The sequence below is a fragment of the Falsiroseomonas sp. CW058 genome, assembly GCF_050563535.1.
Taxonomy (GTDB): domain Bacteria; phylum Pseudomonadota; class Alphaproteobacteria; order Acetobacterales; family Acetobacteraceae; genus Falsiroseomonas.
On the sequence record NZ_JBNXUO010000010.1, the window covers coordinates 91841 to 118163 of the forward strand.

22 protein-coding genes and 4 tRNA genes are annotated in these 26323 nt (G+C 70.6%); 21 read left to right on the forward strand and 5 right to left on the reverse strand.

Annotation, left to right across the window (positions count from 1 at the left end):
- Positions 1-104 precede the first annotated feature (104 nt).
- The gene (gene uvrB, locus ACK8OX_RS10585; RefSeq protein WP_430664008.1) at positions 105-2315 is read right to left on the reverse strand and encodes an excinuclease ABC subunit UvrB; all 2211 of its coding nucleotides are present in this window, start codon (positions 2313-2315) and stop codon (positions 105-107) included.
- A 56-nt stretch (positions 2316-2371) separates the two neighbouring features.
- Between uvrB and ACK8OX_RS10590 the strand changes: the two genes are divergently transcribed.
- The 3 genes from ACK8OX_RS10590 (at position 2372) to ACK8OX_RS10600 (ending at position 4695) form a co-directional block, all read left to right on the forward strand.
- On the forward strand, positions 2372-2833 hold the full coding sequence (locus ACK8OX_RS10590) for a CYTH domain-containing protein (RefSeq protein WP_430664009.1): 462 nt from the start codon (positions 2372-2374) through the stop codon (positions 2831-2833).
- Between the two features lie 129 nt (positions 2834-2962).
- Positions 2963-3829 (forward strand): hypothetical protein, encoded by an 867-nt coding sequence (locus ACK8OX_RS10595; protein WP_430664010.1) that lies wholly within the window; start codon positions 2963-2965, stop codon positions 3827-3829.
- Between the two features lie 92 nt (positions 3830-3921).
- Positions 3922-4695 carry a hypothetical protein gene (locus ACK8OX_RS10600; protein ID WP_430664011.1) on the forward strand — a complete coding sequence of 258 codons (774 nt, stop codon included), beginning with the start codon at positions 3922-3924 and terminating at the stop codon, positions 4693-4695.
- A 123-nt stretch (positions 4696-4818) separates the two neighbouring features.
- Here ACK8OX_RS10600 and ACK8OX_RS10605 read toward each other — a convergent pair.
- Positions 4819-4890: transfer RNA gene (locus ACK8OX_RS10605), tRNA-Thr, on the reverse strand.
- Positions 4891-5052: 162 nt separating this feature from the next.
- On the opposite strand from ACK8OX_RS10605, the gene ACK8OX_RS10610 reads away from it, so the two are divergent.
- On the forward strand, positions 5053-6669 hold the full coding sequence (locus tag ACK8OX_RS10610; protein ID WP_430664012.1) for a hypothetical protein: 1617 nt from the start codon (positions 5053-5055) through the stop codon (positions 6667-6669).
- Here ACK8OX_RS10610 and ACK8OX_RS10615 read toward each other — a convergent pair.
- The 3 genes from ACK8OX_RS10615 to rlmB form a co-directional block, all read right to left on the reverse strand.
- Positions 6601-6828: a hypothetical protein gene (locus ACK8OX_RS10615; RefSeq protein ID WP_430664013.1), complete on the reverse strand. Its 228-nt coding sequence runs from the start codon at positions 6826-6828 to the stop codon at positions 6601-6603. The two genes, ACK8OX_RS10610 and ACK8OX_RS10615, sit on opposite strands and share 69 nt — an antisense overlap.
- A gap of 104 nt (positions 6829-6932) precedes the next feature.
- Positions 6933-7700: a 2-keto-4-pentenoate hydratase gene (locus tag ACK8OX_RS10620; protein WP_430664015.1), complete on the reverse strand. Its 768-nt coding sequence runs from the start codon at positions 7698-7700 to the stop codon at positions 6933-6935.
- Positions 7697-8590 (reverse strand): 23S rRNA (guanosine(2251)-2'-O)-methyltransferase RlmB, encoded by an 894-nt coding sequence (gene rlmB / locus ACK8OX_RS10625; RefSeq protein WP_430664016.1) that lies wholly within the window; start codon positions 8588-8590, stop codon positions 7697-7699. The genes ACK8OX_RS10620 and rlmB overlap by 4 nt, the downstream gene beginning before the upstream one ends.
- Before the next feature lie 497 nt (positions 8591-9087).
- Between rlmB and ACK8OX_RS10630 the strand changes: the two genes are divergently transcribed.
- The 17 genes from ACK8OX_RS10630 (at position 9088) to rpsJ (ending at position 26322) form a co-directional block, all read left to right on the forward strand.
- Positions 9088-9170 (forward strand) — tRNA-Tyr (locus tag ACK8OX_RS10630).
- An 88-nt stretch (positions 9171-9258) separates the two neighbouring features.
- Positions 9259-9332, forward strand: a tRNA-Gly gene (locus ACK8OX_RS10635).
- Positions 9333-9390: 58 nt separating this feature from the next.
- Complete coding sequence (gene tuf / locus ACK8OX_RS10640) at positions 9391-10578, forward strand: elongation factor Tu (RefSeq protein WP_430664017.1); 1188 nt, start codon at positions 9391-9393, stop codon at positions 10576-10578.
- Between the two features lie 126 nt (positions 10579-10704).
- Positions 10705-11127, forward strand: coding sequence for an RDD family protein (locus ACK8OX_RS10645; protein WP_430664018.1), 423 nt, complete (start codon positions 10705-10707; stop codon positions 11125-11127).
- Positions 11128-11209: 82 nt separating this feature from the next.
- Positions 11210-11286, forward strand: a tRNA-Trp gene (locus ACK8OX_RS10650).
- A 94-nt stretch (positions 11287-11380) separates the two neighbouring features.
- Positions 11381-11578 (forward strand): preprotein translocase subunit SecE, encoded by a 198-nt coding sequence (gene secE, locus ACK8OX_RS10655; RefSeq protein WP_430664019.1) that lies wholly within the window; start codon positions 11381-11383, stop codon positions 11576-11578.
- Positions 11579-11586: 8 nt separating this feature from the next.
- Complete coding sequence (nusG, locus tag ACK8OX_RS10660) at positions 11587-12123, forward strand: transcription termination/antitermination protein NusG (protein ID WP_430664020.1); 537 nt, start codon at positions 11587-11589, stop codon at positions 12121-12123.
- Between the two features lie 202 nt (positions 12124-12325).
- Positions 12326-12760 (forward strand): 50S ribosomal protein L11, encoded by a 435-nt coding sequence (gene rplK / locus ACK8OX_RS10665; protein ID WP_430664021.1) that lies wholly within the window; start codon positions 12326-12328, stop codon positions 12758-12760.
- 4 nt (positions 12761-12764) lie between these two features.
- On the forward strand, positions 12765-13466 hold the full coding sequence (gene rplA, locus ACK8OX_RS10670) for a 50S ribosomal protein L1 (protein ID WP_430664022.1): 702 nt from the start codon (positions 12765-12767) through the stop codon (positions 13464-13466).
- 312 nt (positions 13467-13778) lie between these two features.
- Positions 13779-14303: a 50S ribosomal protein L10 gene (rplJ, locus tag ACK8OX_RS10675; RefSeq protein ID WP_430664023.1), complete on the forward strand. Its 525-nt coding sequence runs from the start codon at positions 13779-13781 to the stop codon at positions 14301-14303.
- A gap of 91 nt (positions 14304-14394) precedes the next feature.
- Positions 14395-14778 (forward strand): 50S ribosomal protein L7/L12, encoded by a 384-nt coding sequence (rplL, locus tag ACK8OX_RS10680; RefSeq protein WP_430664024.1) that lies wholly within the window; start codon positions 14395-14397, stop codon positions 14776-14778.
- A gap of 281 nt (positions 14779-15059) precedes the next feature.
- Positions 15060-19247 carry a DNA-directed RNA polymerase subunit beta gene (gene rpoB, locus ACK8OX_RS10685; RefSeq protein WP_430664025.1) on the forward strand — a complete coding sequence of 1396 codons (4188 nt, stop codon included), beginning with the start codon at positions 15060-15062 and terminating at the stop codon, positions 19245-19247.
- A gap of 100 nt (positions 19248-19347) precedes the next feature.
- Positions 19348-23541, forward strand: a complete 4194-nt coding sequence (rpoC, locus tag ACK8OX_RS10690; protein WP_430664026.1) for a DNA-directed RNA polymerase subunit beta' — start codon at positions 19348-19350, stop codon at positions 23539-23541.
- Between the two features lie 368 nt (positions 23542-23909).
- A complete protein-coding gene (rpsL, locus tag ACK8OX_RS10695; RefSeq protein WP_430664027.1) occupies positions 23910-24281 on the forward strand; it encodes a 30S ribosomal protein S12 in 372 nt (123 codons plus the stop codon).
- A gap of 11 nt (positions 24282-24292) precedes the next feature.
- The gene (gene rpsG / locus ACK8OX_RS10700) at positions 24293-24769 is read left to right on the forward strand and encodes a 30S ribosomal protein S7 (protein ID WP_430664028.1); all 477 of its coding nucleotides are present in this window, start codon (positions 24293-24295) and stop codon (positions 24767-24769) included.
- Positions 24770-24797: 28 nt separating this feature from the next.
- A complete protein-coding gene (tuf, locus tag ACK8OX_RS10705; RefSeq protein ID WP_430664017.1) occupies positions 24798-25985 on the forward strand; it encodes an elongation factor Tu in 1188 nt (395 codons plus the stop codon).
- A 28-nt stretch (positions 25986-26013) separates the two neighbouring features.
- Positions 26014-26322: a 30S ribosomal protein S10 gene (gene rpsJ, locus ACK8OX_RS10710; protein ID WP_159998182.1), complete on the forward strand. Its 309-nt coding sequence runs from the start codon at positions 26014-26016 to the stop codon at positions 26320-26322.
- Position 26323: the final 1 nt, after the last annotated feature.

Consider the following 26323-nt stretch of genomic DNA (forward strand, 5'->3'; position numbering starts at 1 on the left):
CTCCTGTGACGCGCAGCGTCGCAGGTCAATACATCGCCAGGTTGTGGCGACGGAAGGGCAACCGGGTGCCCGATCCGTGGCCGCAACGGCACCCGCCGCGCCGTTCAGCGCCCCTTGCGGCCGCGTGCCCCCTTGCCCTTCTTCGGGTCGTAGCCGCCCCCGCCCGGCCCGAGCGGCTTCGGCTTCCAGTCCTGCTTCTCGCGCGGCTTCGCACCGGCCGCGGGCGCGCTCGCCTGCAGCGACCGCCCGGCGAGGTTGGGCTGCAGGCCGAGTTCCAGCGCCTCCAGCCGCTTGATCTCGTCGCGCAGCCGCGCCGCCTCCTCGAATTCGAGGTCGGCGGCCGCGGCCCGCATCTTCTTCTCCAGCTCCGCGATGGCGGTCGGCAGGTCCTTGCCGACGAAATTCGCGGCCCCGTCGCCTTCCACCGCCTCGACCGTGACGTAGTCCTGCTCGTAGACCGATTGCAGGACCTCGCTGATGTCGCGCCGGATGGTCTGGGGCGTGATGCCGTGCGCCTCGTTCCAGGCCTGCTGCTTGGCGCGGCGCCGCGCCGTCTCCTCCGTCGCGCGGCGCAGGCTCTCGGTCATCACGTCGGCATAGAGGATCACACGGCCTTCCGCGTTGCGCGCCGCGCGGCCGATGGTCTGGATCAGGCTGGTCGTGCTGCGGAGGAACCCTTCCTTGTCTGCGTCGAGGATCGCCACCAGCGCGCATTCGGGGATGTCGAGCCCCTCGCGCAGCAGGTTGATGCCGATCAGCACGTCGAAGACGCCCTTGCGGAGGTCGCGGATGATCTCGATCCGCTCCAGCGTGTCGACGTCGGAATGGAGGTAGCGGCAGCGGATGCCGGTCTCCGTCATGTAGTCCGTCAGGTCCTCGGCCATGCGCTTGGTCAGCGTGGTGACCAGGATGCGCCCGCCCGCCTTCGCCACCTCCTTGCACTCGGCCAGCAGGTCGTCCACCTGGCCCTCCACCGGGCGGATCTCGGTGACGGGATCGACCAGGCCGGTCGGGCGGATCACCTGCTCGGCGAAGGCGCCGCCGGTGCGCTCCATCTCCCACGGGCCTGGGGTGGCGCTAACGAAGACCGTCCCCGGGCGATAGGCGTCCCACTCCTCGAACTTCAGCGGGCGGTTGTCCATGCAGGAGGGCAGGCGGAAGCCGAACTCGTTCAGCACCGACTTCCGCGCGAAGTCCCCGCGGTACATGCCGCCGATCTGAGGCACGGTGACGTGGCTTTCGTCCACCACCAGCAGCGCGTCCTCGGGCAGGTACTCGAACAGGGTCGGCGGCGGCTCGCCGGGCTTCCGGCCGGTGAGGTAGCGGCTGTAGTTCTCGATCCCCTTGCAGCTGCCGGTGGTCTCCAGCATCTCGATGTCGAAGGTGGTACGCTGCTCCAGCCGCTGCGCCTCCAGCAGGCGGCCTTCCGCGTTCAGCTGTTCCAGCCGCTGCTTCAGCTCCGTCTTGATGTCGCGGATCGCCTGCTGCAGCGTCGGGCGCGGGGTGATGTAGTGGCTGTTGGCGTAGATGCTGACGCGCTCCAGCTCCCCGGTGACCTCGCCGGTCAGGGGGTCGAACTCCCGCAGGCCGTCCACCTCGTCGCCGAACAGGCTGACGCGCCAGGCGCGGTCCTCGAGGTGGGAGGGCCAGATGTCCACCGTTTCGCCGCGGATGCGGAAGTTGCCGCGGCCGAAGGCGGTGTCGTTGCGGCGGTACTGCTGCTCGACCAGCCCCTTCACCAGCACATCGCGGTCGATCCGCCCGCCGCGCTCCAGCTTCACCACCATGCGGCTGTAGTTCTCGACCGAGCCGATGCCGTAGATGCAGGAGACGGAGGCGACGATCACCACGTCCTGCCGTTCCAGCAGCGACTGCGTTGCGCTGTGGCGCATGCGGTCGATCTGCTCGTTGATCTGGGCGTCCTTCTCGATGTAGGTGTCGGTGCGCGGGACATAGGCTTCGGGCTGGTAGTAGTCGTAGTAGCTGACGAAGTATTCGACCGCGTTCTCCGGGAAGAAGCTCTTCATCTCCCCGTACAGCTGCGCGGCCAGCGTCTTGTTCGGCGCCAGGACCAGCGTGGGCCGCTGCACCGCCTCGATCACCTTCGCCATGGTGAAGGTCTTGCCCGACCCGGTGACGCCGAGCAGCACCTGGTCACGCTCGCCCCCCCGCAGCCCGTCCACCAGCTGGCGGATCGCCGCCGGCTGGTCGCCATTCGGCTCGAAGGGGGAGACGACCTTCAGCGGCAGCCCGCGCGGCAGCGGCGGGCGCTTCCGCGGATGGAACAGCACGGGCGGGGCGGCGACGACGTTCATGCCCCGAATGTGGGCCCGCCATCGCGCAACGTCGAGCGCCGCGCTACATCCGCACCATGCCCGTCGAGATCGAGCGCAAGTTCCTGGTGGCCGGCGATGCCTGGCGCGCCGCGGTGGAGGGGCCCGGCACGCCGATGCGCCAGGGCTATCTTTCCGCCCCCGGCGCGGCGGGGCCGAGCGTGCGGATCCGCCTGGCCGGCGACCACGCCTTCCTGACGGTGAAGGGGCCGGGCGGGCTGGTGCGGGCGGAATTCGAGTATCCCGTCCCGCCCGACCACGCCGCGGCGATGCTCGACCTCTGCCCCGGCGCGGTGCTGCACAAGACGCGCTGGTCGGTGCCGCATGGCGGGCACCCCTGGACCGTCGATGAATTCCACGCTCCCGCCCGCCTCGCCGGGCTGGTCCTGGCCGAGGTCGAGCTTCCGGCGGCGGACGTGGCGCCCCCGCTGCCCGACTGGCTCGGGCAGGAGGTGACCGGCGATCCGGCCTGGACCAACGCCGCCCTCGCGGCCGGGTGACGGTGACGTCACCCGTTCCGCTCGCCGCCCTGTGAGGCGCCGTGACGGTGCCGGGACGAACAGAAGCGGCCGGGCGCCGTTGAGGCTTCCGTGCGGGCGTTGAAGCCCGGAACGACGGAAGGAAACCCCATGAGCATCCGCCACATGGCGGCCGCGACGGCTGTCGCGGCCTCGCTTGGGCTTGGCATGGCCGCAGCCCAGACCGCCCAGCAGGTCAACCCCAGCCCGATGCCGCCGGGCAGCCGCGCCGAACAGGCGCCCGGGATGCGCAGCGACGGCGCCGGCAACAACTCCCCCGGCACCACCGCCCAGCAGGTGAACCCGAGCCCGATGCCCCCCGGCAGCCGTGCCGACCAGGCGCGCGGCATGAACCCGCAGGACCGCGTGGCGCAGGATCGCGGCACGGTGGGCGGCACCGGCGCGCTCGCGCCCAGTGGCCAGCCCGACGTGCAGCGCGGCACCGCGCCGCGCGACGGCGGCTTCGGCGCGACCCCCGGCAGCGCCGGCGCCTCGCCCGGGCTCGCCCAGGGCGGCACCAGCGGCACCCCGGGCGTCGCGCCCGGCAGCCAGCCGGGCACCTCCGGCACCGGCACGGGCGTGCCCATGGCCCAGCCGCGCCCCGTCCCCGGCGTCGGCGCCGAGGGCGGCACGCGGGAGAGCCCGGGCATGACCGGCAGCGCCGGCGCGGCGCCCGGCGGTTCGGCCACCGGCACCACCACGCCCGGCACCACCACCCAGGGCGGCGGCCGGTCGGATGCGAGCCCGCCCGCGGCCACCACCCGCCACACCGAGCCGCGCACGGCGGCGGCCCCGGTGGCCGGCGCCAATTCCTTCACCGAAGGCCAGGCCCGCGCCCGCATGGGCGATGCCGGCTTCAACGACGTGCAGGACCTGCGCCTCGACGACCAGGGCATCTGGCGTGGCCGTGCGATGCGCGGCGGCCAGCAGACCGGCGTCGCCCTCGACTACCAGGGCAACGTCGTCGCGACCCAGTAGCGCCCGCCGGAGCGGCCGCGCGCCGCTCCGCCCCGCGCAGGCTTCCCCCGATCGGCCGCGCCCCCCGGCGCGCAACGGCCAAGGAGACACCCATGACCACCCGCAGCATCGCCCGGCTCTACGAAACCTCCGCCATCGCCCAGGCCGCCATCCGCGACCTCGAGGCGGCCGGCTTCTCCAATGACGACGTCAGCTACATGGGCAACCAGACCGGCGGCACCGCCGATGACACGACGACCGCCGACCGCCGCGGCGACACCGGCGCCGACACGGGCGCTGCCACCGGCGCCACGCTCGGCACCGTGCTCGGCGGCGGCGCGGGCCTGCTCGCGGGCCTCGGCGCGCTGGCCATCCCCGGTGTCGGCCCGGTGGTGGCGGCCGGCTGGCTGATCGCGACCCTCACCGGCGCCGGCGCCGGCGCAGCGGCGGGCGGCCTGCTCGGGGCACTCACCGGCGCGGGCTTCGGCGAGGAGCATGCGACCACCTATGCCGAGGGCGTGCGCCGCGGCGGCCACCTCGTCGTCGTGCGCGCCACGGATGCGCGCGCGATGGAGGCTGAGCGCATCCTTGAGCGCCACGGCCCGATCGATGTCGCGAGCCGCAGCGCCGACTGGCGCGCGGAGGGCTGGACGGGCGGGTCCGCCGCCAGAATGACCACGGCCGGCACCGGCGCCTCCGGCACCCTCACCGGCAGCGGCACCGGCCTCGGCAGCGGCGCTGGCCTGACCGGCGCGGGCCTGACCGGCGCGGGCCTGACGGGCACGACCTCCGACGGGCTGGGCAGCCGTGGTCCCGCGCCCGGCCTGACCGAGGACCTCGGCAGCGCCAACGACCCTACGCGCCGCCGCCGCGGCGACGTCGCCTGACCACTGCGCCTATGCGTGCCGACGGCATCCCGCCGTCGGCACGCATCGGTGGATGCACGGGGGCGAACCGGTAATCCTGCCGATGCCGGCATCGAAGGCCGACCCGCTGCTGGGATGCGCAAGTGCCGGGTGAGGGGATCGAACCCCCGACCTTCGGTTTACAAAACCGCTGCACTACCGCTGTGCTAACCCGGCGCGGCCCCTTCCTAACGCAGCGGCGGCGCGTGCTCAATCACGGCGGCGCGGGCGGGGCCGGTTGCGGATCCGCTACGAACTCGCACGAATATGTTGCGATGCGATGCAGCCTTCGGCCCGCTGCCGCGTCCTGGCCCCGGACCAGACCGGGGGACCTGCCGCATGGGAGCGGCCCTGCTGCGCCGGGACGGCGCCTTTCCATGGCGCGGCGCGGTGCTCGTGCTGCTGCTCGCGCTCGCCGTCATCGGCGGCGGGGCGGCGCTGCGCTCGACCGAATATGACGAGACCTACACCCGCCTCGTGACCTCGCCGGTGCCGCGGCCGGATTGGCCCGCCACGCCCTTCACGCCCGCCGAGGCCCGGCCCGCGCTGGAGGCGGTGGTGGGCCCGGCCGCGACGGCGCGCAACCTGCGCGAGACGGATGTGCACCCGCCGCTCTATTTCTGGGCGGCGGGGGTGCTTCGGGGGCTTGGCGGCACCTCGGTCGGGGCGCTGCGGGCGCTGTCGGTCGCCTGCGCGCTGGGCGCCGTCCTCGCCTTCATGGCGGCGGCGCACCGGGCGGGGCTGCCGCCGCTGGCGACGGGGCTGGCCACGGCGCTGTCCTTCGGTTTCGCCTATACGGGCGGTGTCGCACGCGGCTTCGCGCTGGCGCATCTGCTGCTGGGGCTGGGTGCGCTGGCGGTGGTGCTGGCCTGGCGGCGGCAGGCGGCCGGCGCTGCCGCGGCGGGCGGGCTGGCGGCGGGGCTTGCCTCCTTCGCCAACTACCTCGCTGCCTTCCCGGCGGCGGCGCTGGTGGGCTGGCTGCTCATCGCGCCGATGCCGGCGCGGTCGCGGCTGCGGCTGCTGGCGGCGGCGGCGCTGCCCTTCGGCCTGGTGCAGATCGGCAATCTCTGGTTCTTCCTCGCCCAGCGCGGGTCCCGCACGGAGCAGTTCGAGCCCTTCGCGATCGCCCCGGCGCTGACGCTGCTCGGCCAGTTCAATGCGGCCAGCCTGTTCGGCGGCCTGCCGCTCTATGTCGAGGGACCGGCGCGGCTCCTGCTCGGGGGGGCGCTGGTGCTGCTGCTGGCGGCCGCGGCGCTGGCCGTCGCGTGGCGCTGGCGCGCGCTGGGGCCGACGCGCTGGCTCTGGCTCGGCGGCTTCGCCGCGCCCTCGGCGGGGCTGCTGCTGCTCGGCGCCGCCTTCGGGAACACGCCGATCGAGTTGCGCTACCTCGCCTTCGCCGCGCCCTTCGCGGGGGCGCTGCTCGCCGGCGCCGCGGCCGCGCTGCCCCGGCGTGCCGCCTTGCCCGCCCTCGGCCTCGTGCTGGCGGTGCAGGCGGCGGGCGCGGCGGGGATGGTGCTGCACCCGGCCACGCAGCAGACCTTCCGCGATGCCTTCGCCGCGCTTTCGCCGCTGCTCGGCCCGCGGACCCTGCTGCTGGTGCCGCGCGGCAATGACGGCGTCGGCATCGTCGGCGCCGTGCTGGCCGAGGCGCCGCCGGACCAGCGCATCCTGCTGCTGCGGGAGGATGCCCCGGACATCCCCGCCCCGGCCGATGGCGCGACGCGGCTTGTCCTGCTCGCGGTCACCGACCGTGACGGGGCCAGGCAGGTCGCCCGCGCCCGTGCGGCGCTGGCCGCCGACCCCGCCTGGCGGGAGGCCGCGACGCCCTGGCGCGATGCCCGGCGCGGCTTCACCGCGACGGTGTACGAGGCCGCGCCGCGCGCCGCCTCACGCGTGGCCGACCGGGCCGAAGGCGTCCTCGTTCGTCGCGCGCACCACGGCGGCGAACAGCCGTAGCGCATCCGGCCCGCCCCGGTCGGAGAGGGTGCCGCGCTCCATCTCCTCGGCCAGCAGCTCCGCATGTTCGGCCAGCGTCTCCGCGGCGCGGCGCAGCGCCTCGCGCGAGAGCACGAGCTGCATCTCCTCGGGCAGGATGTTCCAACTGGCTGTTCGCATGACGGTCCCGGTGCATGGGCGCCGTCCTGGCGGGATTGGCCGCGCAGAACCCCGCGGCGCGGGCATGATCGCGCGGCGGGGTTGAGGGATGGTGAAGGACGCGATCAGCCGACCGTGAGCTCCGCCCGGCCGAGCAGGTCGAACTCCACCACCACCTTCGCCGGGCCATCGAGCCAGATGGGCGGCGTGACGGAGCCGAGGAACACCACCTGCCCCGCCCGCAACCCGCCGAAGACCCGCGCGGCGGGCGACCCGGCGAGCCAGGCCAGCGCCTCGAAGGGATGGCCGAGCAGGTCGGCGCCGACCCCCTCGCCGCGCAGCGCGCCATCCACCGTCATCCGCCCGCGGATCGCGCCGAGATCGGCGCCGCGCCAGCCCGCCGCCGGCGCGCCGAGCACGCCGCAGCGGTGGAAGACCTGGTCGCCGATCAGCGTCGGCGTGCCGAGCTCCGCAAGGTCGGTGTAGCGCTTCTCCACCACCTCGATCGCGGCGAAGACATCGGCGACGGCGGCCGCCGCCTGGTCGCGCGTGCAGGGGCCGGCTGGCAGGTCGGCGCCGAGCCGGAGGCCCACCTCGCATTCCACCCCCGGTGCCAGCAGCTCCGCGAAGCGCAGGCGGGCGGGGGAGGCGTGCAGCCCTTCCCGCGCGACGAAGCCGGCGGCGGGGCCGGACAGGCCGAGATAGGCCTGCATCTGCCGCGTCGTCGCGCCGATCTTGAAGCCCGCCGGCGGCACTGCGCCGAGCGCCTGCGCCACCTCGTGCTGCACAGCGTAGCCGGCCTCGGCATCGGCGGGGGCGGCGGCGCCGAGCGGCAGCAGCACCTGCCGGCCCTGCCGCGCGGCCAGGATGGCGGCGGCTGCGGGACTGGTCATGCCTCGTCCTCCCCCGGGTCCTCGCCCGTCTCCCCGCCCGCGCCGCGGGCGATCTCCTCCACGCCCGTGCCGCGGGCGATCTCCTCCACGCCCGTGCCGCGGGCGATCTCGTAGAGCGCCACGGCGGCAGCGGCGGCGACGTTCAGGCTCTCGATCCCCGGCGCGATCGGCAGCCGCACCAGCTCGTCGCAGGTCTCCCGCTGGAGGCGGCGCAGCCCGGCATCCTCGGCGCCCAGCACCAGCGCCACGCGGCGGTCGCGCGGCGCGGCCTCGGCCAGCGTGCGCGGACCCTCGCCGGCGAGGCCCAGCACCCAGAAGCCGGCGCGTTGCAGGGCCACGATGGCGCGGGAGAGGTTCACCTCCCGCGCGACCGGCACGACCTCGAGCGCGCCGGAGGCGGCGCGGGCGAGGGACCCGGTCTCGGGCGGGGCGTGGCGGTCCTGCATGACCACGCAGGCCGCGCCGAAGGCGGCGGCGGAACGCAGGATGGCACCGACATTCCGCGGGTCCGTCACCTGGTCGAGGATCAGCACCGGGCCCGCCGAGGCGGCGATCGCGTCCTCGAGCGCGGTCGGCTGCAGGGGCTCGGCCAGCAGGGCGGCGCCCTGGTGGACGGCGTCCTCGGCCAGGAAGGTCTGGAAGCGGACGCGGTCCGTGCGCTCGGCCGGGATGCGCCAGGGCTTCGGCAGGCGCTGGGCCAGTTCGGCCTCCGCCTCCTCGGTCAGCAGCAGGCGCTTCACGCCGCGGCGCGGATTGGCCAGCGCGGCGGCTACCGCGTGCAGCCCGTGCAGCCATAGCGCGCCGCCCGGCGGTGCCTCCCGCGGGCCGGAAGGGCGGGTCCGCGCCGCGGGCGCGGGTTCCGGCGCGCGGGTGGGACGGGGGTCGCCCATGCCGCGGCGGTCGCGGCCGCGGGGTGCGGGCTCGGCGGCGGCTTCGGGGCGCGCGAAGCGGTCTCGGCCGGGAAGGGGAGCGGCATTGCCCCGGCGCGGGCCCTGGGCATCTGGGCGCCGCGCGGGTGCCGCGGGGTCACGGCGCGATGCCCGGCCTTCGTCGCGCTGCGGGGGCCTCGCCTCCTCCCGGCGGGGCGGGCGGGACTCGTCGCGGGCCTGCGCGGCGCCGCCGCGGCGATTCGGCCCGGCATCGCCGCGCCGTGGCGGGGCTGCGTCGGCACGTGGGCGCTGCGGCGAATCGCCTCCGCGCGGGGGGCGGGCGGGCGACCGGCCGGCCTTGCCGGAAGGCGGGCCGGGGCGTCGTGTGGGGGGGCGTGGCATCGCCCCATCCTGCGCGTTGCGCCGCATCTGTCCAGCGTTGCCGGTCCCGCCGTTGACAGCGGCCCGTCCGTGGGGCTAGTCCCCCGCGCTCCCGCCGTTCGGCCCGGAGAGACTGCGGAGGGGTGCCCGAGTGGCTAAAGGGGACGGACTGTAAATCCGTTGGCTTGCGCCTACGTTGGTTCGAATCCAACCCCCTCCATTTCTCCCCAGGGCCGGATATCGCCGCGCGGGTCCGCCCCGCCGGCGGGCGAGGGCCGCGCGCCCCCGGGGACGGCTTTCCCCACGGCGCGGGTGTAGCTCAATGGTAGAGCCCCAGCCTTCCAAGCTGGTTGTGCGGGTTCGATTCCCGTCACCCGCTCCACGCGCGCGGGTGCCGGGACAGGGTCACGGGCGCGTAACTGGAACAGGGCGACAGGGCGATGGCCAAGGCGAAATTCGAGCGTAACAAGCCGCACTGCAACATTGGCACGATCGGGCATGTGGACCACGGGAAGACGTCGCTGACGGCGGCGATCACGAAGGTTCTGGCGAAGACCGGTGGTGCGACGTTCACGGCGTATGACCAGATTGACAAGGCGCCGGAGGAGAAGGCGCGCGGGATCACCATTTCGACGGCGCATGTCGAGTATGAGACGCAGAACCGTCACTATGCGCATGTCGACTGCCCGGGCCATGCCGACTACGTGAAGAACATGATCACGGGTGCGGCGCAGATGGACGGGGCGATCCTCGTGGTGTCGGCGGCGGACGGCCCGATGCCGCAGACGCGGGAGCACATTCTGCTGGCGCGTCAGGTGGGTGTTCCGGCGCTGGTGGTGTTCCTGAACAAGATGGACATGGCGGATCCGGACCTTGTGGAGCTGGTGGAGATGGAGGTGCGCGAGCTGCTGACCTCCTATCAGTTCCCGGGCGACGACATCCCGGTGATCAAGGGCTCGGCGCTGAGCGCGCTGGAGGACAAGAACCCGGAGATCGGCGAGGGGGCGATCCTGAAGCTGATGGAGGCGGTGGACGCCTACATTCCGCAGCCGGCGCGTGCGCTGGACCGTCCGTTCCTGATGCCGGTGGAGGACGTGTTCTCGATTTCGGGTCGCGGCACGGTGGTGACGGGTCGCGTGGAGCGCGGGATCATCAAGGTGGGCGAGGAGGTCGAGATCGTCGGCCTGAAGGCCACGGTGAAGACGACGGTGACGGGCGTGGAGATGTTCCGCAAGCTGCTGGACAGCGGGCAGGCGGGTGACAACATCGGGGCGCTGCTGCGCGGCACGAAGCGCGAGGACGTGGAGCGCGGCCAGGTGCTTGCGGCGCCGGGCTCGATCACGCCGCACACGGGCTTCAAGGCCGAGGCGTATATCCTGACGAAGGAGGAGGGCGGTCGGCACACGCCGTTCTTCACGAACTACCGTCCGCAGTTCTACTTCCGCACGACGGACGTGACGGGGGTGGTGAAGCTGCCGGAGGGCGTGGAGATGGTGATGCCGGGCGACAACGTCTCGATGGATGTCGAGCTGATCGCGCCGATCGCCATGGACGAGGGCCTGCGCTTCGCCATCCGCGAGGGCGGCCGCACCGTCGGCGCCGGCGTCGTCGCGAAAATCACGAAGTAGCCGGTTCGCCGCCAGGGCGGGCGTGAACGGGGGGGCGGGCCGCAGGGTCCGCCCCCTTCCTGCGTCCGGGTGCTGGACAGCCGCCGCGGCCCGGCCGTACGGAAGCACCACGGGCGGGGATGCGCGATGGCGGGGATGCAGGCGGGCGTGGAACTGGCGGGCTTCGGGCGGCGACTCGGCGCCTATCTGATCGACCTGGTCTGGCTGCTGCCGCTGTCCGTGCTGCTGGGCCTCGTCGCGGGTCTGGTGAACGGGGGCGAGATCTCCTGGGGCGGGGAGGTCATGGGCAATGTCGTGGTCGCCCTCGTCGTGATGCTGTTCTGGGCGGAGCGTCGGGCAACGCCGGGCAAGCTGGTGGTCGGGGTGCGGATCGTCGATGCGGCCACGGGCGGCACGCCGCCGTTGGGCCGGCTGGCGCTGCGCTACTTCGGCTACCTGGTCTCCGCCCTGCCGCTCGGCCTCGGCTATCTCTGGATGCTGTGGGACCGGCAGGGCCAGACCTGGCACGACAAGCTGGGGCGCACGCTGGTGGTGCGGGAACGGCGCTGACGCATCCCGTGACGTTCCCTGCCGCTGGCCCCTCGACAGGGGGCGCGGCCTGCGATAGAGGACGCGGCTCGCGCGGCCCCCTAGGGGCGTAGCTCAATTGGCTAGAGCGCCGGTCTCCAAAACCGGAGGTTGGGGGTTCGAGACCCTCCGCCCCTGCCAGCGGCCGCGCGGGCGTCGCGGTCCGCGGGCCTTCCGCGGGCGCGCGATCCTGGATTCCGATGTGCCACCACCGTCGTCAGTGAAAGGGGCCGTCTTGGCCAAGCTCGATCCCACTCAGTTCGTCCGCGAGGTGCGGCAGGAGGTGGCGCGTGTCACCTGGCCCACCCGCAAGGAGACGCTGATCACCACGGGTCTCGTGCTGGCTCTGTCGGCGCTGGCGGCCTTGTTCTTCCTGCTGGTGGACTGGATCATCGCATTCGCGGTGCGGATGCTGTTCGGGTTGGGAGCCTGAGACCGGTCATGGCCGACAAGAAGTGGTACGTGGTCCACGTCTACTCGGGCTTCGAGAAGAAGATCGCCCAGCAGCTGCGCGAGCAGGCGGCCCAGAAGGGCCTGGCCGATGCCTTCGAGGAGATCCTGGTCCCCGCCGAGGAGGTGGTGGAGGTCAAGCGCGGCCAGAAGACCAACCAGGAGCGCAAGTTCTTCCCCGGCTACGTGCTGGTGAAGATGGAGATGACCGACGACGCCTGGCACCTGGTGAAGAACACCCCGAAGGTGACCGGCTTCCTCGGCGAGAAGAACCGCCCGACCGCCATCCGCGAGTCGGAGGCGCAGCGCATGCTCAAGCAGATGACCGACAACGCGGAGAAGCCGAAGCGCCCCGCGATCGTCTTCGAGGTGGGCGAGCAGGTCCGCGTGGCCGACGGCCCCTTCACCAGCTTCAACGGCACGGTCGAGGAAGTGGACGAGGAGAAGGGGCGCGTGAAGGTCAGCGTCTCCATCTTCGGCCGCTCCACCCCGGTCGAGCTGGAATACGGGCAGGTCGAGAAGATCTGAGGCGGCGCCTGCGGCCGGCGCCGCGCCCGAATCCCCCTGGACAGGACGCGCGGCAGGGTCTAGACGCCCGGCTCCGCGAAGCGGCCCGGGTCCTGCCCGGGCCGTTGCGCGTTGCAGGGAACGCGGGAGGCCCCCTCGGGGGCCGCTGGCACCGCGGGCCTCTGTGAACCCAGCGCCGAGAGGCGCGACAGAGGACTGAAGAATGGCGAAGAAGATCGTCGGCTACATCAAGCTGCAGATCCCGGCCGGCAAGGCGAACCCGTCGCCGCCCGTGGGTCCCGCGCTCGGCCAGCGCGGCCTGAACATCATGCAGTTCGTGAAGGAATTCAACGCGGCGACGCAGCAGATGGAGCCGGGCACCCCGACGCCCGTCGTCATCACCGCCTTCTCGGACCGCACCTTCTCCTTCATCACCAAGACCCCGCCGAACACCTACTTCCTGCTGAAGGCCGCCAAGATCGAGAAGGGCAGCACGACGCCGGGCAAGGGCGGCAATGTCGGCCGCGTCACCCGGACGCAGCTGCGCGAGATCGCGGCCGTGAAGATGAAGGACATGAACTGCACCGACGTGGAGAGCGCGGTGCGCATGCTCGCGGGCTCCGCCCGGTCGATGGGCATGACGGTGGTGGAGGGCTGACGCCATGGCCAAGCAGGGCAAGCGCCTCAAGGCGATCAACGCCGGCCTCGATGCCGAGAAGGCCTATTCGCTGGACGAGGCGATCCGCCTCATCAAGGCGAATGCCAGGGCCAAGTTCGACGAGACGATCGAGATCGCGATGAATCTCGGCATCGACCCGCGCCATGCCGACCAGATGGTGCGCGGCGTGGTTGGCCTGCCGAACGGCACCGGCAAGACCGTGCGCGTCGGCGTCTTCGCCCGCGGTGCCAAGGCCGAGGAAGCGAAGGCCGCCGGCGCCGACGTGGTTGGCGCTGACGACCTCGCCGCCCTCGTGCAGGAAGGCAAGATCGAGTTCGAGCGCTGCATCGCGACGCCGGACATGATGGCCCTCGTCGGCCGGCTCGGTAAGGTGCTCGGTCCGCGCGGCCTGATGCCGAACCCGAAGCTCGGCACCGTGACGATGGACGTGAAGGGCGCGGTCACCGCGGCGAAGGCCGGCCAGGTGGAGTTCCGGGCCGAGAAGGCGGGCATCATCCATGCCGGCATCGGCAAGGCGTCCTTCGCCGAGGACGCGCTGATGGGCAATGCGCGCGCCTTCATCGACGCCATCCAGAAGGCCAAGCCGACCGGGGCCAAGGGCACCTACGTCAAGAAGGTGTCGATCAGCTCCTCGATGGGCCCGGGTCTCAAGGTCGACCTCCAGACGCTGGCGGCGCAGGCCTGAATTGCTTCCGGCCCGACGGGCCGGGTGAAATTCGGCAGCCGTGAGGCTGCCGGGCAGGGCGGGGGCTTTCCTCCGCCCGAACCTGTCGGAGACCTCCTGTGGTCCGCGTCCCGCCCCGGCGGGCCGGCCTTGAAGCGGCGAAGCCCGCGCAGGGGATAGACGGGGTGCCGAGAAGTGCTGCCGGCCCGGTGTTCCCGGCCCGGCTTGGCTTGCGGTTCCCGTTCCACAGGCGATTCCCGCGCCGGGCGACCGGCGCGGCTTGAACCGGTCCGGGCCCTTCCAGAAGGTCCGGGCCAAATACGGAGACGGGACGTGGACCGTACGGAAAAGCGCGCCTTCGTGACGGCGCTGCAGGCGGTGTTCGCGGATACGTCGTTCGTCCTCGTCAGCCAGAACAAGGGGCTGACGGTGGCCGACGCGACGACGCTGCGGCGGCGCATGCGGGATGCCGGCGCGACCTACAAGGTGGCGAAGAACCGGCTGGCCGCCCTCGCCCTCGATGGCACCAGGTTCCAGGCGATCTCGCCGCTGCTGAAGGGTCCGACCGCGCTCGCATGGGCGACGGATCCGGTGGCCGTGGCCAAGACCGCCGTGGACTACGCCAGGGTGAACGACAAGTTCGTGATCCTTGGCGGGGCGCTCGGGACGCAGATGCTGAACGCCGATGGCGTGAAGGCGCTCGCCGAGCTTCCCTCGCTCGAGACGCTGCGGGCGCAGCTGCTCGGCCTGATCCAGACGCCGGCGACGCGGATCGCGGGCGTGCTGCAGGCCCCGGGCTCCCAGCTCGCACGGGTGTTCTCGGCCTATGCCAAGAAGGACGAGCAGGCGGCGGCCTGACCGACCACCGAAGGGGATCGCCCGGGGGAGCTGCTCTCCCTCGGGTGTTGCAAATACCAAGCCAAGCCATTAGATCGAAGGACATACACACATGGCCGACCTTGCGAAGCTGGTTGACGAGCTCTCCAGCCTGACCGTCCTGGAAGCTGCCGAGCTTTCCAAGATGCTGGAAGAGAAGTGGGGCGTCTCCGCCGCGGCTCCGGTCGCGGTGGCGGCGGCGCCTGCGGGCGGCGGTGCCGCTGCGGCCGCCCCGGTCGAGGAGAAGACGGAGTTCACCGTCACGCTCAAGGCCTCGGGCGACAAGAAGATCAACGTCATCAAGGAGATCCGCACCATCACCGGTCTCGGCCTGAAGGAGGCCAAGGACCTGGTCGAGGGCGCGCCGAAGGTGGTGAAGGACGGCGTGAACAAGGACGAAGCTGCGAAGATCAAGAAGGTGCTGGAAGAGAACGGCGCCACGGTCGAGATCAGCTGACGCCTTTGGCCGTGGCCGGCTTCGCCGCAGGGCGGGGCCGGTCATGGCGACGGTCCGGAGGGATCCGGACCGGACAAAGCTCGCGGGAACGGGCGGGAATCCCGAAGGGGAATCCCGCCCGCGCCTGCGTTTGATGGCTGCGGTGTCGTCGGATGAGACGGCATCTCGGAATTTGGTACGGCGGGTGTCGGGCGGGGGCGAGGGCGCCTCTGGCAGGACCCGCCGAGAGGATCAGCCCCGGGCCGGCGCATCGGCCCTGGGGTCAGGGAAGCGGGACAGGCATGAACGCTATCACGAAGTCGTTCACCGGGCGCAAGCGAATCCGGCGGTCCTTCGGGCGGCTGCCCGAAGTGGCGCCGATGCCCAACCTCATCGACGTGCAGCGCGCTTCCTACGAGGCGTTCCTGCAGATGGGGGTGGATCCGGACGCGCGCACGCACACCGGGCTTCAGGAGGTGTTCAAGTCGGTCTTCCCGATCGACGATTTCGGCGGTCGCGGCCGGCTCGAATTCGTCCAGTACGAGCTCGAGGAGCCGAAATACGACGTCGAGGAGTGCATCCAGCGCGGCCTGACCTTCGCGGCGCCGCTGAAGGTGCGCCTGCGCCTGATCGTCTGGGACGTGGACGAGGACACCGGCAGCCGTTCCGTCCGCGACATCAAGGAGCAGGACGTCTACATGGGCGACATGCCGCTCATGACGGACAACGGCACCTTCATCATCAACGGGACCGAGCGCGTCATCGTCTCCCAGATGCACCGCAGCCCGGGCGTCTTCTTCGACCATGACAAGGGCAAGACGCACAGCAGCGGCAAGTACCTGTTCGCCGCGCGCGTCATCCCCTATCGCGGCTCCTGGCTCGACTTCGAGTTCGACGCCAAGGACATCTGCTACGTCCGCATCGACCGCAAGCGCAAGCTGCCGGCGACGACGCTGCTCTACGCTCTCGATTCCGCCCACACCGAGAAGCTGCGTGCCGAACGCGCGGCCGCCGGCCTGCCGCCGCTCGAGATCGGCGAGATCCGCGGCATGGATGCCGAGGAGATCCTGAACGCCTTCTACGGCCAGGTCGTCTTCTCCCGCGGGGCCAAGGGCTGGTCGCGCCCCTTCGACCCGGACAGCTTCCGCGGCGTGAAGCTCGCCGAGCCGCTGGTCGATGCGAAGACCGGCCAGGTGGTGGCGGAGAAGGACGCGAAGCTGACGCCGCGCGCCGCGCGCAAGATCGCGGAGGGCGGCACGACGGAGGTGCTGGTCGGCCGCGCCGACCTGCTCGGCCGCTACGTGGCCGAGGACCTGGTGAACCTCGAGACCGGCGAGATCTGGGCCGAGGCCGGCGAGGAGCTGACCGAGCCGAAGCTCCTCGCCATCGAGGAGGCGGGCCTCGACCGCCTGCCGACCCTCGCGATCGACCAGTCGGCCGGGCCGTGGATGCGCAACACGCTGACGGTCGACAAGAACAACAACCGCGACGAAGCGCTGATGGACATCTACCGGGTGATGCGCCCGGGCGAGCCGCCGACTGCCGAGACGGCGGAGACGCTGTTCCGCGGCCTGTTCTTCGACGCCGAACGCTACGACCTCTCGGCCGTCGGCCGGGTGAAGATGAACATGCGCCTCGGCTTCTCCGCCGAGGAGGTGCCGGACACCCAGCGGACGCTGCGCAAGCAGGACATCGTCGAGACGGTGCGCGTGCTGCTGCAGCTCAAGGACGGCAACGGCTCGATCGACGACATCGACAACCTCGGCAACCGCCGCGTCCGCTCCGTCGGCGAGCTAATGGAGAACCAGTACCGCGTCGGCCTGCTGAGGATGGAACGCGCGATCAAGGAGCGCATGGGGTCGGTCGACATCGACACCGTGATGCCGCACGACCTGATCAACGCGAAGCCGGCCGCGGCCGCGGTGCGGGAGTTCTTCGGCTCCTCGCAGCTCAGCCAGTTCATGGACCAGACCAACCCGCTGTCCGAGGTGACGCACAAGCGCCGTCTCTCGGCGCTTGGCCCGGGCGGCCTGACGCGTGAGCGCGCGGGCTTCGAGGTGCGCGACGTCCACCCGACGCATTACGGCCGCATCTGCCCGATCGAGACGCCGGAAGGCCCGAATATCGGCCTGATCAACAGCCTCGCGACCTTCGCCAAGGTGAACAAGTACGGCTTCATCGAGACACCGTACCGCCTGGTCCGCAACGGCCAGGTGGTGGGCGACCCGCGCTACCTCTCCGCCATGGAGGAGGAGCGGCTGGTGGTTGCGCAGGCCGACGCCGAGCTCGACCCCGAGGGCAGGCTGAAGGCCGAGCTGGTGTCGGTGCGCGACGGCGGCGACTTCCGGCTGGTGAAGCCGGAGGAGGTGACGGCCATCGACGTCTCGCCGAAGCAGCTCGTCTCCGTCGCCGCGGCGCTGATCCCGTTCCTCGAGAACGACGACGCGAACCGCGCGCTGATGGGCTCCAACATGCAGCGCCAGGCGGTGCCGCTGATCCGCGCCGACGCGCCGCTGGTGGGCACCGGGATGGAAGCCGCGGTGGCGCGCGATTCGGGCGCGACGATCGTGGCGAAGCGCGACGGCGTGATCGACAGCATCGACGGCGCGCGCATCGTGGTGCGCGCGACGGGCGATGACGGCACGACGCGCGGCGTCGACATCTACCGCCTGCGGAAGTTCCAGCGTTCCAACCAGTCCACCTGCATCAACCAGCGCCCGCTGGTGAAGGTGGGGGACCGGGTGAATGCCGGGGACATCATCGCCGACGGCCCGAGCACGGAGCTGGGCGAGCTCGCGCTCGGCCGCAACGCGCTCTGCGCCTTCATGCCGTGGAACGGCTACAACTTCGAGGACTCGATCCTGATCTCGGAGAGGATCGCGCGCGACGACGTCTTCACCTCGATCCATATCGAGGAGTTCGAGGTCATGGCCCGCGATACCAAGCTGGGCCAGGAGGAGATCACGCGCGACATCCCGAATGTCGGCGAGGAGGCGCTGCGCAACCTCGACGAGGCGGGCATCGTCTACATCGGCGCCGAGGTGCAGCCGGGCGACATCCTGGTGGGCAAGGTGACGCCGAAGGGCGAGAGCCCGATGACGCCGGAGGAGAAGCTGCTCCGCGCCATCTTCGGCGAGAAGGCGTCCGACGTGCGCGACACGTCGCTGCGCCTGCCGCCGGGCGTCGCGGGCACCATCGTCGACGTGCGCGTCTTCTCCCGCCGCGGCGTGGACAAGGACGAGCGCGCAATGGCGATCGAGCGCGCGGAGATCGAGCGGCTGGCCAAGGACCGCGACGACGAGAAGGCGATCCAGGAGCGGTCCTTCCATTCGCGCCTGCGCGAACGCCTGCTCGGCCGCAAGGCGTCGGGCGGCTTCCGCGGCGTGAAGGCGGGCACCGAGATCACCGACGAGGTGCTCGACCAGTTCGCCAAGGCGACCTGGCGCCAGATCGGCGTGCAGGACGACGCGGCGATGGCCGAGATCGAGGCGCTGAAGCGGGAGTTCGACGCGGCGGTCGAGCGGCTGCAGAAGCGCTTCGAATCGAAGGTCGAGAAGCTGCAGCGCGGCGACGAGCTGCCGCCCGGCGTGATGAAGATGGTCAAGGTCTTCGTCGCGGTGAAGCGGAAGCTGCAGCCCGGCGACAAGATGGCCGGCCGCCACGGCAACAAGGGCGTGGTCAGCCGCGTCGTCCCGGTGGAGGACATGCCCTTCCTCGAGGACGGGACGAGCGTGGACCTCGTGCTCAACCCGCTCGGCGTGCCGTCGCGCATGAATGTCGGCCAGATCCTCGAGACGCATCTCGGCTGGGCCTGCGCCAACATCGGCAAGCAGATCGGCGAGCTGGTGGAGGAGTACCGCCGCGGCGGCGCCATGCGCGAGGAGCTGATGGCGAAGCTGCGCGAGGCCTATCCGGACGACGTCATCGCCCGCGACATCGAGCCGATGGACGACGACCAGCTGATCGAGATGTGCGAGAACCTGCGCAAGGGCGTGCCCATCGCGACGCCGGTCTTCGACGGCGCGCGGATGGCCGACATCGAGGGCATGCTGACCAAGGCGGGGCTGCACACCTCGGGCCAGGTCTGGCTGACGGACGGCCGCACCGGCGAGATCTTCGAGCGGAAGGTGACGGTCGGCTACATCTACATGCTGAAGCTGCACCACCTGGTCGACGACAAGATCCACGCCCGTTCCATCGGCCCCTACTCGCTCGTCACCCAGCAGCCGCTGGGCGGCAAGGCGCAGTTCGGCGGCCAGCGCTTCGGCGAGATGGAGGTCTGGGCGCTCGAGGCCTACGGCGCCGCCTACACGCTGCAGGAGATGCTGACGGTGAAGTCGGACGACGTGTCCGGCCGCACCAAGGTCTACGAGGCGATCGTGCGCGACCAGGACAACTTCGAGGCTGGCGTCCCGGAATCCTTCAACGTGCTGGTGAAGGAGCTGAAGTCGCTCGGCCTCAACGTCGATCTCGAGAACCGCCCCGGCTGACGCGGCGGCACGACTTCCCGCGCCGCCTCCGGGCGGCGCGGCTTCCCCTATTCGTCGCCCGCATGCGTGTTGCGCGGGCGCGCCGGACGGAGTGGACGGCATGAACGAGCTGATGAAGATCCTGGGCCAGACCGGCCAGGCGATGACCTTCGACCAGATCCGCATCTCCATCGCCTCGCCGGAGCAGATCCGGTCCTGGAGCTATGGCGAGATCAAGAAGCCGGAGACCATCAACTACCGCACCTTCAAGCCGGAGCGGGACGGGCTGTTCTGCGCCCGCATCTTCGGCCCGATCAAGGACTACGAGTGCCTCTGCGGCAAGTACAAGCGGATGAAGTTCCGCGGCATCATCTGCGAGAAGTGCGGCGTCGAGGTGACGCTGGCCAAGGTCCGGCGCGAGCGCATGGGCCATATCGAGCTGGCCAGCCCCGTCGCGCATATCTGGTTCATGAAGTCGCTGCCGAGCCGCGTCGGCCTGATGGTCGACATGAGCCTGAAGGAGCTGGAGAAGGTCCTCTACTTCGAGAGCTACGTGGTGCTGGAGCCCGGCCTGACGGACCTCAAGCTGCACCAGCTGCTGACCGAGGACCAGTTCCAGAACAAGCAGGACGAGTTCGGCGAGGACGCCTTCAGCGTCGGCATCGGCGCCGAGGCGGTGAAGCAGATGCTCGCCGCCATCGACCTCGACAAGGAAGCCACCCGCCTGCGCGGCGAGCTGAAGGAGACGACCTCCGAGGCGAAGCGCAAGAAGCTCGTGAAGCGCCTCAAGATGCTGGAGAGCTTCGCCGAGGGCGGCGCGCGGCCGGAATGGATGATCCTCGACGTCGTGCCCGTGATCCCGCCCGAGCTGCGCCCACTGGTGCCGCTGGATGGCGGCCGCTTCGCGACGTCGGACCTCAATGACCTGTACCGCCGCGTCATCAACCGCAACAACCGCTTGAAGCGCCTGATCGAGCTGCGCGCGCCCGACATCATCGTGCGCAACGAGAAGCGGATGCTGCAGGAGGCGGTGGACGCGCTGTTCGACAACGGCCGCCGCGGCCGCGCCATCACGGGCGCCAACAAGCGCCCGCTGAAGTCCCTGTCCGACATGCTGAAGGGCAAGCAGGGCCGCTTCCGGCAGAACCTGCTCGGCAAGCGGGTCGACTATTCGGGCCGCTCGGTCATCGTGGTCGGGCCCGAGCTGAAGCTGCACCAGTGCGGGCTGCCGAAGAAGATGGCGCTCGAACTGTTCAAGCCCTTCATCTACTCGAAGCTCGAGAAGTACGGCCACGCCACCACCATCAAGGCCGCGAAGCGGATGGTGGAGAAGGAGCGGCCGGAGGTGTGGGACATCCTCGAGGAGGTGATCCGCGAGCACCCGGTGCTGCTGAACCGCGCCCCGACCCTGCACCGCCTCGGCATCCAGGCCTTCGAGCCGGTGCTGGTGGAAGGCAAGGCGATCCAGCTGCACCCGCTCGTCTGCACCGCCTTCAACGCCGACTTCGACGGCGACCAGATGGCGGTCCACGTGCCCCTCAGCCTCGAGGCGCAGCTGGAAGCGCGCGTGCTGATGATGTCGACGAACAACATCCTCAGCCCCGCCAACGGCAAGCCGATCATCGTGCCGAGCCAGGACATCGTGCTCGGCCTCTACTACCTCAGCCTCGAGACGCCGGAGTTCCGCGTCGCCGAGGAGAAGGACGCCCCGGCCTTCGCGAGCCTCGGCGAGATCGAGCAGGCGCTGGCCGCGGGCGCGATCAAGCTGCACAGCAAGATCCGCGCGCGCCGCCGCGGCATGGACAAGGACGGCAACATCGTCACGGAACGGGTGGTCACCACGCCGGGCCGGATGATGATGGGCGCCCTGCTGCCGCTGCACCAGAACCTGCCCTTCAGCCTGCTGAACCGGCTGCTGACGAAGAAGAACATCTCCGACGTCATCGACGCGGTGTACCGCCACTGCGGCCAGAAGGAGAGCGTGATCTTCGCCGACCGCCTGATGGGGCTCGGCTTCCGCAACGCGGCGAAGGCCGGCATCTCCTTCGGCAAGGACGACATGGTCATGCCGGACAGCAAGTACACGCTGATCGGCCAGACCAAGGACCAGGTGAAGGAATTCGAGCAGCAGTACCTCGATGGCCTGATCACGGCCGGCGAGCGCTACAACAAGGTGGTCGACGCCTGGTCGCGCTGCACCGAGGAAGTCGCGCAGGCGATGATGAAGGAGATCCAGAAGCAGGAGATCGGCAAGCCCGCCAACTCCGTCTGGATGATGTCGCATTCCGGCGCCCGCGGTTCGCCCGCGCAGATGCGTCAGCTCGCCGGCATGCGCGGCCTGATGGCCAAGCCCTCGGGCGAGATCATCGAGCAGCCGATCATCAACTGCTTCAAGGAAGGCCTCACCGTCCTCGAGTACTTCAACTCCACCCACGGCGCCCGCAAGGGCCTGGCGGACACGGCGCTGAAGACCGCGAATTCGGGCTACCTGACCCGCCGCCTGGTGGACGTCGCGCAGGACTGCATCATCGTCGAGGATGATTGCGGCACCGAGCGCGGGATCACCGTGCGGGCGGTGATGGACGGGGCTGAGATCGTCTCCTCGCTCTCCGAGCGTATCCTCGGCCGGACGGTGCAGGACGACATCCTCGACCCGGCGACGGGCGGCGTGCTGCTCGCGCGCAACCGGCTGATCGAGGAGCCGGAGGCGGAGCTGATCGAGAAGGCCGGCGTGGAGGCGGTGAAGATCCGCTCCGTGCTGACCTGCGATGCCCGCGTGGGCGTCTGCGGCTTCTGCTACGGCCGCGACCTGGCGCGCGGCACGCCGGTGAATGTCGGCGAGGCGGTGGGCGTCATCGCCGCGCAGTCGATCGGCGAGCCTGGCACGCAGCTGACCATGCGCACCTTCCACATCGGCGGCGCCGCGCAGCGCGGTGCGGAGCAGTCGGCGGTCGAGGCCATCGCGGACGGGACGGCGAAGTTCCTGAACCGCACCGTGGTCACCAACAGCCAGGGCGCATCCATCGTGATGAGCCGCAACTGCGAAGCCGTGCTGCTCGACGCCAACGGGCGCGAGCGCGGGCGGCTGCGCGTTCCCTACGGCGCCAAGCTGCTGGTCGAGGAGGGCGCAAACGTCACCCGCGGCCAGAAGCTGGCCGAATGGGACCCCTTCACCCTGCCGATCATCACCGAGAAGAACGGCAAGGTGGAGTTCGCCGACCTGATCGAGAACATCACCCTGATGGACCGCACCGACGAGGTGACGGGCCTGTCGTTCAAGGAGGTGGTGGAATACAAGCAGGTGGGCCGCGGCGCCGACCTCCGCCCGCGCCTGATCCTGCGCGACGAGCGCGGGAACGTGGTCAAGCGCGAGAACGGGTCCGAGGCGATCACCTTCCTCCCGCCCGGCTCGCTGCTGTCGGTCGAGAACGGCAAGGAGGTCTTCGCCGGCGACGTCATCGCTCGCATGCCGCGCGAATCGTCGAAGACGCGCGACATCACCGGCGGCCTGCCGCGGGTGGCGGAGCTGTTCGAGGCGCGGCGCCCCAAGGACGCGGCGATCATCGCCGATGTCGACGGGCGGGTGGAGTTCGGCAAGGACTACAAGGCCAAGCGCCGCATCCTCGTGGTGCCGGAGCAGGCGCCCGACAGCGACGAGCCGCCGACGCCGCGCGAGTACCTGGTGCCCAAGGGCAAGCACGTCTCGGTGCAGGAAGGCGACTACGTGAAGGCCGGCGACCCGCTCGTCGACGGCCCGCGCGTGCCGCACGACATCCTGCGCGTGCTCGGCGTCGAGGCTCTCGCGAACTACCTGGTGAACGAGATCCAGGACGTGTACCGGCTGCAGGGCGTGAAGATCAACGACAAGCACATCGAAGTCATCGTCCGGCAGATGCTGCAGAAGGTCGAGATCCTCGATCCGGGCGACACGACCTTCCTGGTGGGCGAGACGGTGGAGCGCATCGAGTTCGAGATCGAGAACGAGAAGCGCATCGCCGCCAAGGAGCGGCCCGCACGGGCCGAGCCGGTGCTGCAGGGCATCACCAAGGCGTCGCTGCAGACCACCTCCTTCATCTCCGCGGCCTCCTTCCAGGAGACCACCCGCGTGCTGACCGAGGCCGCCACGGCGGGCAAGGTGGACACGCTCGCCGGCCTGAAGGAGAACGTCATCGTGGGCCGCCTGATCCCGGCGGGCACGGGCAGCGTCATGAACCGCCTGCGCGCGCTTGCCGCGCAGCGCGACCGCGGCCGGATGCCGGCCCCTGGCCAGGGCGCTCCCGCGCCGCTGCCGGGGCCTGCAAAGGCCGCGGAATAGGCGAGGAAGCCCATCGGGGCCCGATCGGGCGCATGGCGGCGTGAAACCGTCATGCGCGCGGGCTCCGAATGGTTTCCATCGCTTGACTCGACTTGGGGGGGCGGATATATCGCCCGCCCTTGGCCGAGGTTGGAGCACCGCTCCGCACGGCCGGGCTGATTTTGGTCCACAGCTTCGTGCTGTCGGCGCCGCCCCTTCTCGAGGGCTGAGGCCGGTGGCTGGACGGTGACCCGCAGGGACGCGCTCTCGCGCTTCCCAGGCGGGTCGACGTGCTTGGCGGGGGTGTGGGTGGATCGCGATCGTCTGGGGCGCTGGGCGCCGAAGGCGGGAATCGCGGGCCGAGACTGGACGGGGCACGAAGGGGCGTCATGCCGACGATCAACCAGCTCATCGCCAAGGGGCGGGAGCCGAATGCGAAGCGGAACAAGGTTCCGGCGCTGCAGGGCAGCCCGCAGAAGCGCGGCGTCTGCACGCGCGTCTACACGACCACGCCGAAGAAGCCGAACTCCGCGCTCCGCAAGGTCGCCAAGGTGCGCCTGACGAACGGCTACGAGGTGGTGAGCTATATCCCGGGCGAGGGCCACAACCTCCAGGAGCACTCGGTGGTGCTGATCCGCGGCGGTCGCGTGAAGGACCTTCCGGGCGTCCGCTACCACATCCTGCGTGGCGTGCTCGACACCCAGGGCATCGCCAAGCGTCGCCAGCGCCGTTCGCTCTACGGCGCGAAGCGTCCGAAGTGAGGGGCTGAGATATGTCGCGCCGTCACCGCGCCGAGAAGCGCGAAGTCCTGCCCGACCCGAAGTTCGGGGATCTGGTGCTCAGCCGTTTCATGAACGTGCTGATGTACGACGGGAAGAAGAGCACCGCCGAAGGCATCGTCTATGCCGCCATGGACACTCTGAAGCGCCGCGGGGGTCCCAACAGCGACCCGCTGCGCCTGTTCCATGAGGCGATGGACAATGTGAAGCCTGCCGTGGAGGTGCGCTCCCGCCGGGTCGGCGGTGCCACCTACCAGGTGCCCGTCGAGGTCCGCCCGGAGCGCCGCCAGGCGCTGGCGATCCGCTGGCTCATCGACGCCGCCCGCAAGCGCGGCGAGCACACGATGGAAGACCGCCTCTCCGCCGAGCTGATGGACGCCGCGAACAATCGCGGTTCCGCGGTGAAGAAGCGCGAAGACACGCACCGGATGGCAGAGGCCAACAAGGCCTTCAGCCACTACCGCTGGTAACAACGACCCGATCCCGAGGACCTGGACAATGGCCAAGGCGAAATTCGAGCGTAACAAGCCGCACTGCAACATTGGCACGATCGGGCATGTGGACCACGGGAAGACGTCGCTGACGGCGGCGATCACGAAGGTTCTGGCGAAGACCGGTGGTGCGACGTTCACGGCGTATGACCAGATTGACAAGGCGCCGGAGGAGAAGGCGCGCGGGATCACCATTTCGACGGCGCATGTCGAGTATGAGACGCAGAACCGTCACTATGCGCATGTCGACTGCCCGGGCCATGCCGACTACGTGAAGAACATGATCACGGGTGCGGCGCAGATGGACGGGGCGATCCTCGTGGTGTCGGCGGCGGACGGCCCGATGCCGCAGACGCGGGAGCACATTCTGCTGGCGCGTCAGGTGGGTGTTCCGGCGCTGGTGGTGTTCCTGAACAAGATGGACATGGCGGATCCGGACCTTGTGGAGCTGGTGGAGATGGAGGTGCGCGAGCTGCTGACCTCCTATCAGTTCCCGGGCGACGACATCCCGGTGATCAAGGGCTCGGCGCTGAGCGCGCTGGAGGACAAGAACCCGGAGATCGGCGAGGGGGCGATCCTGAAGCTGATGGAGGCGGTGGACGCCTACATTCCGCAGCCGGCGCGTGCGCTGGACCGTCCGTTCCTGATGCCGGTGGAGGACGTGTTCTCGATTTCGGGTCGCGGCACGGTGGTGACGGGTCGCGTGGAGCGCGGGATCATCAAGGTGGGCGAGGAGGTCGAGATCGTCGGCCTGAAGGCCACGGTGAAGACGACGGTGACGGGCGTGGAGATGTTCCGCAAGCTGCTGGACAGCGGGCAGGCGGGTGACAACATCGGGGCGCTGCTGCGCGGCACGAAGCGCGAGGACGTGGAGCGCGGCCAGGTGCTTGCGGCGCCGGGCTCGATCACGCCGCACACGGGCTTCAAGGCCGAGGCGTATATCCTGACGAAGGAGGAGGGCGGTCGGCACACGCCGTTCTTCACGAACTACCGTCCGCAGTTCTACTTCCGCACGACGGACGTGACGGGGGTGGTGAAGCTGCCGGAGGGTGTGGAGATGGTGATGCCGGGCGACAACGTCTCGATGGATGTCGAGCTGATCGCGCCGATCGCCATGGACGAGGGCCTGCGCTTCGCCATCCGCGAGGGCGGCCGCACCGTCGGCGCCGGCGTCGTCGCGAAAATCACGAAGTAAGGCGGGCAGGGATACGGGCCCGAAGGTCATGGACAGCCAGAACATCCGCATCCGCCTCAAGGCGTTCGATCACCGCGTGCTCGATGGGAGCACGCGGGAGATCGTCAACACGGCCAAGCGGACGGGCGCGCGGGTGCGCGGGCCCATCCCGCTGCCGACTCAGATCGAGCGGTTCACGGTGAACCGCTCCCCGCACGTGGACAAGAAGAGCCGCGAGCAGTTCGAGATCCGCACGCACCGCCGCCTGCTGGATATCGTCGACCCCACTCCGCAGACCGTGGACGCGCTGATGAAGCTCGACCTGGCCGCGGGCGTGGATGTCGAGATCAAGCTCTGAG

Excerpts from the sequence above, each read along its gene's own strand:
- ACK8OX_RS10595 (WP_430664010.1), top strand. The coding sequence starts at position 2,963 with ATGAGCATCCGCCACATGGCGGCCGCGACGGCTGTCGCGGCCTCGCTT.
- rlmB (WP_430664016.1), bottom strand. The coding sequence starts at position 8,590 with ATGGGCGACCCCCGTCCCACCCGCGCGCCGGAACCCGCGCCCGCGGCG.
- rpsG (WP_430664028.1), top strand. The coding sequence starts at position 24,293 with ATGTCGCGCCGTCACCGCGCCGAGAAGCGCGAAGTCCTGCCCGACCCG.
- tuf (WP_430664017.1), top strand. The coding sequence starts at position 9,391 with ATGGCCAAGGCGAAATTCGAGCGTAACAAGCCGCACTGCAACATTGGC.
- ACK8OX_RS10645 (WP_430664018.1), top strand. The coding sequence starts at position 10,705 with ATGGCGGGGATGCAGGCGGGCGTGGAACTGGCGGGCTTCGGGCGGCGA.
- uvrB (WP_430664008.1), bottom strand. The coding sequence starts at position 2,315 with ATGAACGTCGTCGCCGCCCCGCCCGTGCTGTTCCATCCGCGGAAGCGC.
- rplL (WP_430664024.1), top strand. The coding sequence starts at position 14,395 with ATGGCCGACCTTGCGAAGCTGGTTGACGAGCTCTCCAGCCTGACCGTC.
- ACK8OX_RS10610 (WP_430664012.1), top strand. The coding sequence starts at position 5,053 with ATGGGAGCGGCCCTGCTGCGCCGGGACGGCGCCTTTCCATGGCGCGGC.
- rpoC (WP_430664026.1), top strand. The coding sequence starts at position 19,348 with ATGAACGAGCTGATGAAGATCCTGGGCCAGACCGGCCAGGCGATGACC.
- ACK8OX_RS10590 (WP_430664009.1), top strand. The coding sequence starts at position 2,372 with ATGCCCGTCGAGATCGAGCGCAAGTTCCTGGTGGCCGGCGATGCCTGG.
- ACK8OX_RS10620 (WP_430664015.1), bottom strand. The coding sequence starts at position 7,700 with ATGACCAGTCCCGCAGCCGCCGCCATCCTGGCCGCGCGGCAGGGCCGG.
- rpoB (WP_430664025.1), top strand. The coding sequence starts at position 15,060 with ATGAACGCTATCACGAAGTCGTTCACCGGGCGCAAGCGAATCCGGCGG.
- rplA (WP_430664022.1), top strand. The coding sequence starts at position 12,765 with ATGGCCAAGCAGGGCAAGCGCCTCAAGGCGATCAACGCCGGCCTCGAT.
- rpsJ (WP_159998182.1), top strand. The coding sequence starts at position 26,014 with ATGGACAGCCAGAACATCCGCATCCGCCTCAAGGCGTTCGATCACCGC.
- ACK8OX_RS10615 (WP_430664013.1), bottom strand. The coding sequence starts at position 6,828 with ATGCGAACAGCCAGTTGGAACATCCTGCCCGAGGAGATGCAGCTCGTG.
- tuf (WP_430664017.1), top strand. The coding sequence starts at position 24,798 with ATGGCCAAGGCGAAATTCGAGCGTAACAAGCCGCACTGCAACATTGGC.
- ACK8OX_RS10600 (WP_430664011.1), top strand. The coding sequence starts at position 3,922 with ATGACCACCCGCAGCATCGCCCGGCTCTACGAAACCTCCGCCATCGCC.
- rpsL (WP_430664027.1), top strand. The coding sequence starts at position 23,910 with ATGCCGACGATCAACCAGCTCATCGCCAAGGGGCGGGAGCCGAATGCG.
- rplK (WP_430664021.1), top strand. The coding sequence starts at position 12,326 with ATGGCGAAGAAGATCGTCGGCTACATCAAGCTGCAGATCCCGGCCGGC.
- nusG (WP_430664020.1), top strand. The coding sequence starts at position 11,587 with ATGGCCGACAAGAAGTGGTACGTGGTCCACGTCTACTCGGGCTTCGAG.